Annotated in this window: 11 protein-coding genes; 1 reads left to right on the top strand and 10 read right to left on the bottom strand. The window is 72.9% G+C overall.

Going from position 1 to position 14,249, the window contains the following annotated elements; translation table 11 throughout:
- Positions 1-245: 245 nt before the first annotated feature.
- The 4 genes from ACFVU9_RS07150 to ACFVU9_RS07135 form a co-directional block, all read right to left on the bottom strand.
- Positions 246-1,616 (bottom strand): S8 family serine peptidase, encoded by a 1,371-nt coding sequence (locus ACFVU9_RS07150; protein ID WP_380437923.1) that lies wholly within the window; start codon positions 1,614-1,616, stop codon positions 246-248.
- Between the two features lie 284 nt (positions 1,617-1,900).
- Positions 1,901-2,659, bottom strand: coding sequence for a 3-oxoacyl-ACP reductase FabG (fabG, locus tag ACFVU9_RS07145; protein WP_387590810.1), 759 nt, complete (start codon positions 2,657-2,659; stop codon positions 1,901-1,903).
- Positions 2,660-2,845: 186 nt separating this feature from the next.
- Positions 2,846-4,033: a thiolase family protein gene (locus ACFVU9_RS07140; protein ID WP_387590807.1), complete on the bottom strand. Its 1,188-nt coding sequence runs from the start codon at positions 4,031-4,033 to the stop codon at positions 2,846-2,848.
- A gap of 88 nt (positions 4,034-4,121) precedes the next feature.
- A complete protein-coding gene (locus ACFVU9_RS07135; protein WP_380489373.1) occupies positions 4,122-5,285 on the bottom strand; it encodes an acyl-CoA dehydrogenase family protein in 1,164 nt (387 codons plus the stop codon).
- Between the two features lie 208 nt (positions 5,286-5,493).
- Between ACFVU9_RS07135 and ACFVU9_RS07130 the strand changes: the two genes are divergently transcribed.
- On the top strand, positions 5,494-6,192 hold the full coding sequence (locus tag ACFVU9_RS07130) for a TetR/AcrR family transcriptional regulator (protein ID WP_380489370.1): 699 nt from the start codon (positions 5,494-5,496) through the stop codon (positions 6,190-6,192).
- A 78-nt stretch (positions 6,193-6,270) separates the two neighbouring features.
- Here the strand turns inward: ACFVU9_RS07130 and ACFVU9_RS07125 are convergent, their stop codons facing one another.
- From ACFVU9_RS07125 to egtA, 6 genes are all read right to left on the bottom strand, one after another.
- Complete coding sequence (locus tag ACFVU9_RS07125; RefSeq protein WP_387590822.1) at positions 6,271-7,458, bottom strand: nitric oxide synthase oxygenase; 1,188 nt, start codon at positions 7,456-7,458, stop codon at positions 6,271-6,273.
- Positions 7,459-7,799: 341 nt separating this feature from the next.
- Positions 7,800-9,227, bottom strand: a complete 1,428-nt coding sequence (locus tag ACFVU9_RS07120; RefSeq protein ID WP_387590820.1) for a sugar porter family MFS transporter — start codon at positions 9,225-9,227, stop codon at positions 7,800-7,802.
- A gap of 203 nt (positions 9,228-9,430) precedes the next feature.
- Complete coding sequence (egtD, locus tag ACFVU9_RS07115; RefSeq protein WP_387590802.1) at positions 9,431-10,402, bottom strand: L-histidine N(alpha)-methyltransferase; 972 nt, start codon at positions 10,400-10,402, stop codon at positions 9,431-9,433.
- A gap of 44 nt (positions 10,403-10,446) precedes the next feature.
- Positions 10,447-11,340 carry an ergothioneine biosynthesis protein EgtC gene (gene egtC, locus ACFVU9_RS07110; protein WP_387590799.1) on the bottom strand — a complete coding sequence of 298 codons (894 nt, stop codon included), beginning with the start codon at positions 11,338-11,340 and terminating at the stop codon, positions 10,447-10,449.
- The gene (gene egtB, locus ACFVU9_RS07105; RefSeq protein WP_380437937.1) at positions 11,340-12,692 is read right to left on the bottom strand and encodes an ergothioneine biosynthesis protein EgtB; all 1,353 of its coding nucleotides are present in this window, start codon (positions 12,690-12,692) and stop codon (positions 11,340-11,342) included. Before egtB ends, egtC begins: the two co-directional genes overlap by 1 nt.
- The gene (egtA, locus tag ACFVU9_RS07100; RefSeq protein WP_387590796.1) at positions 12,689-13,969 is read right to left on the bottom strand and encodes an ergothioneine biosynthesis glutamate--cysteine ligase EgtA; all 1,281 of its coding nucleotides are present in this window, start codon (positions 13,967-13,969) and stop codon (positions 12,689-12,691) included. Before egtA ends, egtB begins: the two co-directional genes overlap by 4 nt.
- Positions 13,970-14,249: the final 280 nt, after the last annotated feature.

Genomic DNA, 14,249 nt, shown 5'->3' with positions numbered 1-14,249 from the left:
TAACAGCGAACAGATAACAGATTTCGAAATCTGTTATCTGTTCGCTGTTACCTGTTCGCTGTCATCCGTTCGCGCCCCACGCGCACCCCTCCGAACGCCACTGGGGGGTATGTCGGCCGCCGCCGACTTCCCGCCCAGTGCATGTGCTGTCGCTGTCGCGCAGGTGCCTACCGGAAGTCCCTACCGGAGGTCCCTACCGCGTGCAGCTGCCGTGCTGCGTCCCTGCTGTGACCGATGAAGGTCCGTCACCGGCCCGCGAGGGCGTGGACGAACTTCGTGCCGTCGATGGTGCCGAGGCCGCTGGCGAGGTCGTAGCCCTCGGTCGCGTTGTAGCCGGTGACGCCGTTCCAGCCGTTGTCGCCGTCCTTGACGTCCGTGATGCCGCTCCAGTCGCTCGGGAGCAGGCTCAGGCCGTACATGCGCCAGTTGATCTGGCCGAGGCGGTAGCCGGCGGCCTGGTCGGCCAGGGCGACGATGCCCGAGAACAGCGGGGTGGCCTCGCTGGTGCCGCCGGTGAGGTGCCAGCCGACCGCGGTCGGGTCGTACGACTCGTACGTCCAGGCGGCGCCGTCGACGGCCGCGCTCATGCTGATGTCCGGGGTGCCGCGGTGGTTGCCGGTGACGTTGGCGACGCCGGCCTGGTACCACGGGCGCTCGAAGATGCCGGAGACGCCACCGCCGCCGGCGCCGGACTTGTCGTGCCACACCTTGTCGGCCGCGGTGCGGTTGCCGTTGTCGTCCAGGGTCAGCTGGGTGCCGCCGACCGAGGTGACCAGCGGGTCCGAGGACGGCCACGAGTTGACCTTGTACGGGTACAGGTCGGTGCCGTTGGTCTGCGCGTCGGTGGCGCCGTTGTCGCCGGAGGCGGCGAGCACGGTGACGTTGTGGGCCGCGGCGGACTTGAACGCGTAGCGCAGGTCGGTCAGGGACTTGAAGTCGCCCTTGTCGTAACCCGGGAACGTGTTCTCGGTGGCGCCGAAGCTCTGCGAGATGACGTCGCCGACGCCCTTCTTGATGAGGTCCTTCTCGGCGTCCATCATCTCGGGCAGGCCGGTGGTGCCCTCGGTCTCGGCGACACCGGTCTCGACCAGGACGATGTGGGCGTCGGGGGCCATCGCGTGGGCGTACTCGACGTCCAGGGTGGTCTCGCCGGCCCAGCCGGTGTGGTCGGGGTTCTTCGGGTCGAAGACGGGGACGTTGCCCCACTTGACGACCTCGACGTTGGTGTCCTTGATGCCCCACTGCTTGTCGAAGACCTCCAGGTCGTGCTGGATGGTCGGCGAGCCGAAGGAGTCGACGATGACGATCGTGCGGCCCTTGCCGGTGATGCCCTCCTGGTACAGCGGGCCCAGGTTGTAGGCCTTCTGGTACTGGAGCGGCGAGTAGCAGTGGATGCCGATCTGGCTGACGCACTGGGTGGTGGTCAGCGGGGCCGGGCGGGTCGTGGCGAGGTGGTGTCCGGCCGAGGCGGGCTGGACGTGGACGCCGGCCAGGTTGTGCGAGGGCGCTGCGACGGCAGCGCCGACCGCCGGGACGGAGACGGTGCCGGCCGTGACGGCGGTCGCTCCTACGGCGAGCAGAGCCAGGGCGCGACGGAGGGTAGCGGGGCTGCCCATGGGACTCCTTGGGGGACGCAGGGCCCGACCTTGGTCCGGTCGGGTCGGTCCGGCCATCCCATCGATTGCCACATGATCATGCCATAGTCATTTTGTGGGGTGGTGTTACGAACGGCATGGTCATGTTCGGCCACGCGAAAAGGTAAAGGCCGTCCCAGGGGAAAGTAACTCCGCTGCTGGGACGGCCCGTTGACTACACGTCGGGAAGCCTCGCCGATTTCACAGTTTTCACCGTGTTGGCCAACTTTACCAAGTTCATCGGCGCGGGGTAAGCCTTCGTCGGGTCAGCGTGCCCCGCCGTTGACGTACAGGGTCTGCCCGCTGACGTACGAGGCGTCCTCGCTCGCGAGGAACACGACCACCGAGGCGATCTCCTCCGGCTGTCCGACCCGCCGCAGCGGGGTCCTGGCGGACACCTCGGCCTGGTGCTCCTCGGCCGAGCTGCCGACCCGCTCCGCGGTCGCGGCGGTCATCGCGGTGGCGACGTAGCCGGGCGCGACGGCGTTGACGTTGATGTTGAACGGGCCCAGCTCGATGGCCAGGGTCGCGGTCAGCCCCTGGATGCCGGCCTTGGCGGCGGCGTAGTTGGCCTGGCCGCGGTTGCCGAGCGCCGAGCGCGAGCTGAGCGAGACGATCTTGCCGAACTTCTGTGCCACCATGTACTTCTGCGCGACGTGACTGCAGTTGTAGGCGCTGGTCAGGTTGACCGTCAGCACCGCGTCCCAGTCGGCCTTCGGCATCTTGAAGAACAGGTTGTCCCGGGTGATCCCGGCGTTGTTGACCAGGATGTGCACGCCGCCGAGGTCGGTGGCGACCCGGGCGAACACCGCCTCGACGGCGTCGTAGTCGGCCACGTCGCAGCCGTACGCCCGTGCCGTGCCGCCCTTGGCGGTGATCTCGGCGACCGTCCCGGCCGCGCGCTCGGCCGTGAGGTCGACGACGGCGACCGCCGCGCCCTCCTCGGCCAGCCGGCGGGCCGTCGCCGCGCCGATGCCCTGCGCCGCACCGGTGACCACGGCGACCTTTCCTGCGAAACGCGACACTTCGTACTCCCTGGGGGTGGGTCCTGAGGGTGGATATGTAGACAAAGGGATGTCCGGATAAAACCAGGTCCGGACAAAACGACGTCAGCACGAGCCGGAACGTCGGAACGAGCAGAACGATTGGAACGAGCAGAAGGATTGGAACGAGCGGAACGAACCAGCGGAACGCAGGAATGAGCCGGAACGTCAGGCGTTCTCGACCAGCACGGCCGTGCCCTGCCCGACGCCCACGCACATCGTGGCGAGCCCGCGCCGCGCGCCGGTGCGGTGCATCCGGTGAAGCAGCGTCGTCAGGATGCGGGCGCCGGAGCCGCCGAGCGGGTGGCCGAGGGCGATCGCGCCGCCGCTCGGGTTGACGCGCTCGGGGTCGATGCCCAGCCCGTCCATGGAGGCCAGCGCCTGGGCCGCGAACGCCTCGTTCAGCTCGGCCGTGTCGACGTCGCCGATCGACCAGCCGCTGCGCCCGAGCGCCTTCTGCGTCGCGGGCACCGGTCCGATGCCCATGACGTCCGGGTGCACCCCGGCGGAGGCCCCGGCGACGTACCGGCCGAGCGGCTCCAGGCCCAGGTCGCGCAGCGCCTCCTCGCTGACCAGGACGAGCCCGGCGGCGCCGTCGTTCATGGGCGAGGCGTTCCCGGCGGTGACGGTGCCGTCCGGGCGGAACGCGGGCTTGAGCCGGGCGAGCTTCTCCGGGCTGGTGTCCTCGCGGATGCCCTCGTCCAGGGTCACCGTCACGCCGTCCGGCCGCTCGACCGGGATCAGCTCGGCGTCGAAGTGCCCGTCCTTGCGCGCGGCGGCGGCCCGCTGGTGGCTGCGCAGCGCGAAGGCGTCCTGGCGTTCGCGGCCGATGCCGTACCGGCCGGCCACCTCCTCCGCGGTCTCGCCCATGCTGAGCACGCCGTGCAGTTCGGCCATCCGGGGGTTGGTGAGCCGCCAGCCGAGCCGGGTGTCGTAGGTCTCGATCCGGTGCGGGAGCGCCTCGTCGGGGCGGGGGAGGACGAAGGGGGCGCGGGTCATCGACTCGCAGCCGCCGGCGAGCACGACGTCGGCCTCGCCGGAGCCGATCGCCCGCGCTGCGAGCGTGACGGCCTCCAGGCCGGAGGCGCAGAGCCGGTTGACGGTGGCGCCGGGGACGGTGTCGGGCAGGCCGGCGAGCAGGACGGCCATCCGGGCGGCGTTGCGGTTGTCCTCGCCGGCCTGGTTGGCGGCGCCCCAGTAGACGTCGTCGATGCGGGCGGGGTCGAGGGCGGGCACGTCGGCGAGCAGGGCGCGCAGCACGGTGGCCGAGAGGTCGTCCGGCCGGACCGTGGCGAGTGCTCCGCGCAGCCGGCCGATGGGTGTGCGGCGGGCGGCGGCGAAGTAGACGGGACGCACGTCGTCGGGCTCCTTGTCCAGTGGAGGGGTGGGGGTGTCCTGGTCGGATGGTTCAGGAGGCTCAGGTGGCTAAGAGGGCTCGGAGGGCTCAGAAGGCGTTGACGCCGGTGAGCGCGCGGCCGATGAGCAGCTGGTGGATCTGGCTGGTGCCCTCGTAGAGGGTCATGACCCGCGCGTCGCGCAGGTACTTGCCGACCGGGTACTCGTCGATGAACCCGTAGCCGCCGAACACCTGGAGCGCGTTGTTGGCGGCCCGGACGGCGGCCTCGCTCGCGTAGAGCTTGGCGACGGAGGACTCGGTGGCGAACGGCAGGCCGCGTTCGATGTGGTCGGCGACCTTCCAGGTGAGCAGCCGGGCGGCCTCGACGTCGACGGCGATGCCGGCCAGCAGTTCCTGGACGAGTTGGTGCGAGGCGATCGGTTTGCCGAACTGCTCGCGCTCCCCGGCGTAGCGCACGGCGGCCTCCAGGCAGGCGCGGGCGATGCCGACGCAGCCGGCGGCGACCGACATCCGGCCCTTGGCGAGGGCGCCCATCGCCACGCCGAAGCCCTTGCCGACGGCGCCGAGCCGGGCGCCGTCGGGCACCCGGACCGCGTCGAAGGAGAGTTCGGCGGTGGCCTGGCCGCGCAGGCCGAGCTTGCCGTGGATCTCGGTGCGGGTGAAGCCGGGCAGGTCGGTGGGGACGAGGAAGGCGGTGATGCCCTTGTGGCCGCGCTGCTGCGGGTCGTCGCCGCCGGTGCGGGCGAAGACGAGGGCGACGTCGGCCCAGGTGCCGTTGGTGATGAAGGTCTTGGCACCGCTGATCAGCCAGTCGTCGCCGTCCCGGACGGCCCGGGTGGTGAGGTTGGCCGCGTCCGAGCCGGTGCCGGGTTCGGTGAGGGCGAAGCACGCGAGGGCCTCGCCGGAGGTGAGCCGGGGGAGCCAGTGGCGCTTCTGCTCCTCGGTGCCGTGGCTGTTGATCGACTTGGCGACGAGCCCGAGGGAGACGGAGACGATGCCGCGCACCGCCGAGTCGCCGCGTCCGAGCTCCTCCAGGACGAGGCAGTAGGCGAGGTGGTCGCCGCCGCTGCCGCCGTACTCCTCGGGCAGGGTGAGGCCGAGGAAGCCCAGCTTGGCGAGTTTGCCGACGATCGCGCGGTCCACGGACTCGGCGCGGTCCCACGCGGCGGCGTACGGGGCGATCTCGCGGTCGGTGAACTCGGCGGCGAGTTCCCGGACGGCGGTCTGCTCCTCGGACAGCTCCAGATTCACGGCGGCTCCCGGTTCCGGGCCCGGCGAGGGGCTGTCGCGCCCACCGACCTTCCGTGCCCATTAAACTAGCGCTGCAAGTTTTACGGGGGGACTGTAGCTCCGACCGGGCCGTGCTGGGAAGAGGCGCCTGTCAGAATCGGTCCCCGACCCACCCGACCGGAGGACTCCGGCCGGACGGACCGCCCGAGGAACCGGAGGAAGCCGCTCGATGGCCCGCCCGCGCACCCCGCTGCTCAGCCGCGAGCGCATCGTCTCCGCCGCGCTGCGGCTGATCGACGCCGAGGGCCTGGACGCCCTCTCCACCCGCCGACTCGCCACCGAGCTGTCGGTCAGCGGGCCGTCGCTCTACAACCACTTCGCGACCAAGGACGAGCTCCTGGACGCGGTCGTCGACACCGTCATCGGGGAAGTCGACCTGTCGATGTTCGGCGGATCGCCGGGCACGGCGGGTGCGCCGGGCACGGCAGGCACGGCGGGTGCGGCGGCGCCGACCCCGTGGCCGGAGGCGCTGCGCGACTGGGCCCGCTCCTACCGCGCCGCGCTGGCCGCCCACCCCAACATCGTCCCGGTGCTCGCCCAGGGCCCCGGCCGCCGGCCGCACGCGCTGCGCCTGGCCGACGCCGTGTTCGGGCACCTGGTGGACGCGGGGTGGCCGCGCGGCCAGGCCACCCGGATCGGCGCGCTGATGCGCTACTTCGTCACCGGCTCGGCGCTGGCCTCCTTCGCGGCCGGGTTCCCGGCGGACGCGGAGCTGTACGACGTCGCCGACTACCCGCACCTCGGCGAGGCGCACCGGCTGGCCGGCCACCGGGGCACCGTCGACGAGGCCGCGTTCGAGACCGGTCTGGAGGCGCTCCTCGACGGGCTGGCGCTGCGCTTCGAGCGCCTCACCGGGGCGGGCGCGTAGCCCGCGCCGGCGGCCGGCCCCGCCTCGTCACCGGCGCCCGCACGTCACAAGGGCCCGCGCGTCACCAGCGCCCGCGCGTCACCAGGGCTCGCGTGCCAGGAAGGCCGGGCGCAGCGACGGGTCCACCGGGTCGTAGTAGCGGTGGTAGACGGGGGTGAGCCCGCCGGAGACCGGGGGCACGATCCAGCTCCAGTCCGCCGGGGTGGGCCGGCCGAGGCGCTTCTCCTGCGCGACGTGCTTGAGGAAGCGCTCCGACTCGGTGTGGTGGTCGGCCATCGTCACCCCCGCCTCCTGGAAGGAGTGCAGCACGGCGACGTTGAGCTCGACCAGCGCGCGGTCCCGCCAGAGGGTGCGGTCGTTGGAGGTGTCCAGGCCGAGCCGTCCGGCGACGGTGGCGAGCATGTCGTAGCGGTCGGCGTCGGCGAGGTTGCGGGCGCCGATCTCGGTGCCCATGTACCAGCCGTTGAAGGGTGCGGCGGGGTAGCGCACGCCGCCGATCTCCAGTGTCATGTCGCTGATCGCCGGTACCGCGTACCAGCGCAGGCCGAGTTCGGCGAACCAGGCGAACTCGGGGTGGGAGAGCGGGACTTCGAGCGTGGTGTCGTCCGGGAGCTGGTACCACTCGGGGCGCTCGCCGGGCCGTTCCCGGATCAGCAGGGGCAGCACCTCGAAGCGGTCCTCGGCGCACTTCCAGCCCAGGTCCCGGGCGAGGGCGGCGAGTTGGACGCCGGCCGGGTCGCCGGTCACGCCGCCGGTCACGCCGCCGGTGACATCGTGGGTGATGCCGTCGGGGATGCCGTCCGGGCCGTCGGACGGGCCGTCGTCCGGGTCGGCGGCCGTCGTCCGGTGGCCGGCGTAGCGGACGAGTTGCTGGTTGAGGATGCGCGCGGCGGGCCGGCCGGGCCGGTCGGGGGCGAACACCGAGACGACCGGGCGGATCCGGCCGCCGTTGCCGGCCAGCCGCAGGTGTTCGAAGCACTCGGCGGCGATGTCGTCGGCCGAGGTGAGGTGGCGCAGGTCGCGCACCACGAGGCTGCGCCAGTACAGCCGGCCGATGCAGCGGGCGGCGTTGCGCCAGGCCAGTTTGGCGCCGTAGGCGAGCTCGGCGGGGGTGTGCTCGTAGGTGCCGGTGCGGTCGATCTCGTCGAGCACGGCGCGTATCCGCTCGTCCGGGTCGCCACCGGCCGCGGGCTGCTCGTGGTGGAACTGCCGGACGAACGAGGTGGCCTGGGCGGGGTCGGTGAATGGCGGGTCCGCCGGGAGCAGCGCGTCGCCCGCGCCGGCGGTGCGGGGCTCCGCGGGGTGGGGCCCGGAACCGTGGGGCCCGGAAGCGTGGGACCCGGGGTCGTGGGGTCCGGCGGCGTGTGGCCCGGCGGGGTGGGACCCGGGGTGGGTGTGGGCGTACGGGCAGCCGCCGGCGGGCGCGGCGGCGGATCTGCGGGTGCGAAGCCGGTTGAAGATCAAGACATCCCTCCTGCCGAACAGGAGTACCGGAGCCGGCCGGCCCGCCGCAGAGAGTGAACGATTCGGCCCCCGCACCCGCGCTGATCGCGCTAGGGTGCGGGGGCCGGAGGTCCGGGGCCGGCGGAGCGGCCCGTGTCCTCCCGTCAGCCCATGTCCTCCAGGCGGACGCCCTTCGTCTCCTTCATGTACTTGGCCACGAAGACGATCGACAGCGCGGCGAAGGCGGCGTAGATCAGGTAGGTCGCGGACAGGTTCCAGCGGGACATCGACGGGAACGAGACGGTGATCGCCCAGTTGGCGATCCACTGCGCGGAGGCGGCGACGGACAGGGCGGCGGCGCGGACGCGGTTCGGGAACATCTCGCCGAGCATCACCCAGACGACCACGCCCCACGACATCGCGAAGAACAGCACGAAGGCGTTGGCGGCGACCAGCGCGACGGTGCCCTGGAGGTCGGGCAGGGTGACGTTGTCGCCGCTGCCGGTGGCCGAGGAGAACGCCCAGCCGGCGGCGCCGAGGGCGACGGCCATGCCGGCCGAGCCGATCAGGGCGAGCGGCTTGCGGCCGATCCGGTCCACCAGCAGGATCGCGATCACGGTGCCGAGGATGTTGATGACCGAGCCGATGAAGCTGATCAGCAGCGAGTTGCTCTGGTCGATGCCGACCGACTGCCACAGGATCGACGAGTAGTAGAAGATCACGTTGATGCCGACGAGCTGCTGGAAGACCGACAGGCCGATGCCGACCCAGACGATCGGCAGCAGGCCGAAGCGGCCGCCGAGCAGGTCGCGGAAGCGCGGGCGGTGGTCGGAGGCGATCAGGGCCTGGACCTCGGCGATCCGGGCGTCGGTGTCGACGCCCTCGCCCTCGACCTCGGCGAGCACGGTGCGGGCGTCGTCGAGGCGGCCGGCCTGGATCAGGTAGCGCGGGGACTCGGGGATGACCGAGGAGAGCACGAAGTAGACGGCTGCCGGGATCACGCAGATGCCGAGCATCCACTGCCAGGCCTCCAGGCTGAGCAGCCTGCCACGGGTGTCGCCGCCGGCGGCGTCCGCCAGCACCCAGTTGACCAGCTGGGATATCGCGATGCCGAGCACGATCGCGGCCTGCTGGAAGGAGGCCAGGCGGCCGCGGTACCTGGTCGGCGCGACCTCGGCGATGTAGGTCGGCGCGATCACCGAGGCGATGCCGATGGCGGCGCCGCCCAGCACGCGCCAGAAGGCGAGGTCCCACGCGGAGAACGGGAGCATCGAGCCGACGGCGCTGACGGCGAACATCAGCGCGCCCGCCTTCATGACCTTGATGCGGCCGTAGCGGTCGGCGAACCGGCCGGCCACCGCGGCGCCGATCGCCGACCCGAGCAGGGCCGAGGAGACGATCAGACCGGTCACGCCGTCGCCGACGCCGAACTTCTCCTGGATGCCCGAGACGGCGCCGTTGATCACGGAGCTGTCGTAGCCGAACAGGAACCCGCCGAGGGCTGCGGCGGCGGTGATGAAGACGACGAAGCCGAGGCGGCCGGGCGCGGTGGCCTCGACCGCCCCGGAGGGCTTCTGGGTGACGCTCACGATCTTGACTCCTGGTACTCAACGCTGAGCTCGGTAGCCGAGATCGTAACCCCTGTTCGTTTAACTCTTGTACACCGGGCTCCTCAAGTTTTGCTCCTAGAATTCGTAAGGTGAACAAGCAAATTGGGGCCGACGAGGTCCCGCGGCGGGCGGCGCGACGGCTGCTCCGCCGCCGCGCCGCTGCGCCGCGCCGCCCGCCGGGCGCCTCACATCGGGGCGGACAGCGACAGCCCGAAGCGGCCTTCCTCGTCCGTCCACCAGTGGGTCAGCCGCATCCCGGCCGCCGCCAGCTCCTCGGCCACCCGCTCGCGGCGGAACTTGGCCGACACCTCGGTGCGCAGTTCCTCGCCGCGGTCGAAGTGCACCGGCAGGTCCAGGACCGGGATCTTCACGGTCTGGGAGCGCAGCGAGCGCAGCCGCATCTCGATCCACTCCCGCTCCGCGTCCCAGCGCGCGACGTGCTCGAAGGCGTCCGGGTCGAAGTCGGCGCCCAGCTCGCGGTTGAGCACGTTCAGCACGTTGCGGTTGAACTGGGCGGTCACCCCGGACGCGTCGTCGTAGGCGGCGACCAGCACGGCCGGGTCCTTGACCAGGTCGGTGCCGAGCAGCAGGTGGTCGCCCTGGTCGAGGGTGGCGCGCAGGCCGCCGAGGAAGCCGGTGCGCTCGTCGGGCAGCAGGTTGCCGAGGGTGCCGCCGAGGAAGGCGACCAGGCGCGGGGCGCCGTCCGGCGGCAGGCCGAGCCGCGCGGTGAAGTCGGCCAGCACGCCGTGCACCGCGACCCCGGGGTAGTCGGCGGCGAGCGCCTCGCCGGCCGAGGTGAGCGCGCTCTCGCTGACGTCCACCGGGACGTAGGTGCGCAGCGTGCCGAGGTCGTTCAGGGCGTCCAGCAGGAGCCTGGTCTTCTCGGAGGAGCCGGAGCCGAGCTCGACGAGCGTGCGGGCCTTGGTCGCGGCGGCGATCTCGCCGGCCCGGGCGGTGAGGATGGCCCGTTCGGCGCGGGTCGGGTAGTACTCGGGCAGCCTGGTGATCTCCTCGAACAGGTCGCTGCCGCGCGCGTCGTAGAACCACTTCGGGGGCAGCCACTTGGGTTCGGACGTCAGGCCGTGCTGCACGTCGTGGCGCAAGGCGGTGCTGAAGTGGTCGGCGGGGAGCAGCCTGGTGAGGTCAAAGCTGTTCATGACAGGGCGGTCCTCTGTTCAGAAGGTGAAGGTAGGGCGCGGGCTCAGCCGCGGCGGGGGAGGGGGCGGACGATGACGGCCGGCGCCGGAGGAGGTCCGTCCGGTCCGGCTTCGGTGAGGGCTGCGGCGGTGGCGTCGAGGCCGTTCGGGGCTCCGGCGCCGGCCACGGCTTCCGCGCCGGCCAGGGTTTCCGCACCGGCGAGGGCTTCGGCACCGGCCAGGGCTTCGGCGCCGGCGACGAGGAGCGAGCCCTCGGGGACGGCCGTCCAGCCGGGCTCGTCGTCGTACGGCTCGGAGGCCACCACGAGACCGCCCCCCAGCAGGGTGCGGTGGTGCAGTGTGTCGCCCCAGGCGGTCGCCGCGACCGAGCGGCCGTCGGTCAGCAGCAGGTTGAGCCGCCCGGTGGTGTGCTCGGTGACGTCCGCGACGGTGGCCGCGAGCGCCTCGCCCAGCCCGGCCCCGGTGCGCAGCCGGTGCAGGGTGAGCGCCCACACGAGGGCGGAGTCGGTGCGCGCCTCCAGGTCCAGCAGCTCGGCGGCGGGCAGCAGCCCGGCGAGCGCGTCGAGCTTGTCCGGCCAGCCGGCCACCGCGCCGTTGTGGCTGAAGAGCCAGCGCCCGGCGGAGAACGGTGCGGCGGCGTGCTCGCCGGCCGCGCACCCCTCGGTGGCGGAGCGGACGGCCGCCAGCAGCGCCCGGGTGCGGATCACCCGGGCGAGGTCGGCGAAGGCGGCGTCCGCCCAGATCGGCCCGGCCCGGCGGTAGCGGGCGGGGATCTCGTCGCCGTCCGCGTACCAGCCGAGGCCGAACCCGTCGACGTTCATCGTGCCGTGCTGCTGCGTGCGCGGCGCCCAGGACTGGCGGTGCAGCGCGTACGGCGGCACGACCAGCAGCTCTCCCGGTGCCACCGGCCGGCCCAGGTAGGCGATGTGTCGGCACATCAGGCATCGCCCTGGTCGGGGACGTCGGCGGCCGTGCGGAAGCCGGAGAAGATCTGCCGGCGGACCGGGTAGTCCCAGTTGCGGAAGGTGCCCCGGCAGGCCACCGGCGCGACCGCGAAGGCGCCGCCGCGCAGCACCTTGTACTCGGGCCCGAAGAACACCTCCGAGTACTCCTCGTACGGCCAGGCCCGGAAGCCCGGGTACGGGCGGAAGTCGCTCGCCGTCCACTCCCACACGTCGCCGATCAACTGCCGGACGCCGTACGGGGACTGGCCCGCCGGGTAGCTGCCGGCCGGGGCCGGGCGCAGGTGGCGCTGGCCGAGGTTGGCGTGGTCGGGCGTCGGGCTCCCGTCGCCCCAGGGGTAGCGGCGCGAACGGCCGGTCGCCGGGTCGTGCCGGGCGGCCTTCTCCCACTCCGCCTCGGTCGGCAGCCGCCGCCCGGCCCAACGGGCGTACGCGTCCGCCTCGTACCAGCTGACGTGCAGCACCGGCTCGTCCAGCGGGACGGGCTCCAGCGTGCCGAAGCGGCGGCGCAGCCACTGGCCGTCCTCGTGCCGCCAGAAGAGCGGGGCGGTCAGGCCGGCCTGCCGCCGGTGCGCCCAGCCCTCGGGGGTCCACCAGTGCGGCTCGTCGTAGCCGCCGTCGGCGATGAAGCGCAGGTAGGCGCCGTTGGTGACGGGGGTGGTGTCGAGCCGGAACGCCGGGAGGTCGACGACGTGGGCCGGGCGCTCGTTGTCCAGCGCCCACGGTTCGATGTCCGTGCCCATCGTGAACGGCCCCGCGGGGACGAGGACTTCGGCAGGCAGCGTGGCGGCGTCCGCGGGCGCGGGCGGTGGCGGGGGTGCGGCCAGGGCGGGTTCGCCCTTGCGGAGCTGATGGGTGATCAGCATCGTCTCGTCGTGCTGCTGTTCGTGCTGCGCGATCATGCCGAACGCGAAGCCGGCGTCCAGCAGCGGCGCGCCCTCCAGCGGGCTCGCCGCGAGCAGGTCGAGCACCCGGCCGCGCACCTCGTGCGCGTACGCGCGGGCCTCGCCGGGCGGCAGCAGCGGCAGGCTGGGACGTTCGGCGCGCGGGTGCTGGAACGCGTCGTAGAGCGGGTCGATCTCCGGGTGCATCGGGTCGTGGCCGCCGACGTTGCGCAGCAGCCAGAGCTCCTCCTGGTTGCCGATGTGGGCCAGGTCCCAGACCAGCGGCGACATCAGCGGCGAGTGCTGGGCGGTGAGGTCGTGGTCCTCGACGCAGTCGGTGAGGGCGGCGGTGCGGGCACGGGCGGCGAGCAGCTCGGCGGCGATGGCGTCGCGCAGCGACTCGGTGCCCGCCGGAGCCTCGGCGGGGGGTCGGACGTCGGTCATGGGGCGGCCTCCTCCGGGGGAGTGCGTCGGGTGCCGGCGCGCAGGGCGTCCAGCTGGTCGTCGGCCGGGCAGCGGCCGCGTGCGGGGTAGCGCTCGGCGAATTCGGCGACGGTGGCGCGCAGCCGGGCGGCGCCGGGCAGGCGGCCCAGCGCGGCGTCGGCGGCGGCGAAGCAGGCGAGCGCGGCGCGGCGCAGTTCGGGGTCGGCGACGGCCAGGGTGGCGGCCCGGCGCCAGACGTCGGTGCGCGGCGGGCGCGGCCCGTCCGCGCCCCGCGGCGGCCCCGGCGCCTTCAACGGCTCCAGCGGCTCCAGGGGCTCCAGCGCGGCGAGTGCGGCGTCGGCGGCCACCGGGTCGTCCAGCAGCGCGGTGACCAGGGCCGCGGGCACCACCCAGCCGTCGCCGGGCTGGGCGTCGATCATCCGCAGCTCCAGGTGGCCGCGCGGGCGCACCGGCGGGAAGAGGGTGGTGCGGTGGTAGTCCAAGTCGGCCAGGGTGGGCGGGCGTTCGCCGGCGCCGCGCAGCCAGTCGCGGAAGGTGAGGCCGCGCGGAGCCGTCCACGGCAGGCCGTCCGGGCGGCGCACGCACAGCACTTCGGCGTCCAGCACGTACTGCGCCCACGCCTCGCGCGGGTCGCCGTGGTCGGGGGCCGGGGCGAGCGTGCGGGTCGGGTCCATCCGGGACCACACGGTCTGCCGGGTGGACCGGTGGCCGGTCGGCTTCCCGTCCAGCAGCGGTGAGTTGGCGAAGGCCGCGACCAGCACCGGGCCGAGCCGGTGCGCCAGCAGCCAGCGCCGGTCCACCGCGTGCGGGCCGTCCGCGTCGCCGGCGTCCAGGCACACCTGGAGGGACGCGGTGCCCGTCATCATGATGCGGCCCCAGGGGCCGGCGGAGTCGAAGTGCCGCTCCATCGCGAGGTACCGGGGATGGTCGAGGACCATCCGGCGGGGGCGGGCGAGGGGGTCGGTACCGGTGCCGGTGAGACGCAGGCCCTGCGCCGCGAACGCGGCCCGCAGGGCGGTCAGATCGCGCCGGGTGTCGTCGACGCAGGCCAGGAGGCCGGTGGCGGGCGGGGAGCTGAGCTCGACCTGTCCGCCGGGTTCGAGCGTGAGGCGCGAACCGGAGGGGAGCGATGTGCCGTCCTCGCCGCCGAGCGGCAGCGAACGGAGGGCGGCGTGGGTCCGTTCAGGGGGGACGGGCCGGCTGGGACATCGGTCGTCGTGGACGAACCACTCGACCTCGACACCGACCAGCCGGGGCGGACCGATCTTGAAACACACCCCCGATACGTGGCTGCGCGCTCCCGACTCCGTCAAGGGGGTGACCTTGGTCGGAGGCGTCGGGGGGCTCTGCCGGTCGGGCGGAGTGGCTGGGGATACGGGTATCACCGGACTTACCATCCTCGGGATCACGATTGCGGCCCGGTCTACTTTGCCCAGTCTGCTACGGAGCATGCGGGGGCGCCCCGCAAAATTCGCGTGAATGTTCGTCTTTGCAGGTCAGGGGCGGTGCAATCGGGTGAACGGCACTGTCCGTGAACGTCGTTCGGCGGTATTCCGT

It is taken from the genome of Kitasatospora sp. NPDC057936, assembly GCF_042887525.1.
GTDB lineage: Bacteria > Actinomycetota > Actinomycetes > Streptomycetales > Streptomycetaceae > Kitasatospora.
This window is presented reverse-complemented; position numbering and strand designations above follow the sequence as displayed.

Coding starts and splice junctions, on each gene's coding strand:
- egtD (WP_387590802.1), bottom strand. CDS start 10,402: ATGAACAGCTTTGACCTCACCAGGCTGCTCCCCGCCGACCACTTCAGC.
- ACFVU9_RS07130 (WP_380489370.1), top strand. CDS start 5,494: ATGGCCCGCCCGCGCACCCCGCTGCTCAGCCGCGAGCGCATCGTCTCC.
- ACFVU9_RS07150 (WP_380437923.1), bottom strand. CDS start 1,616: ATGGGCAGCCCCGCTACCCTCCGTCGCGCCCTGGCTCTGCTCGCCGTA.
- egtB (WP_380437937.1), bottom strand. CDS start 12,692: ATGACCGACGTCCGACCCCCCGCCGAGGCTCCGGCGGGCACCGAGTCG.
- egtC (WP_387590799.1), bottom strand. CDS start 11,340: ATGTGCCGACACATCGCCTACCTGGGCCGGCCGGTGGCACCGGGAGAG.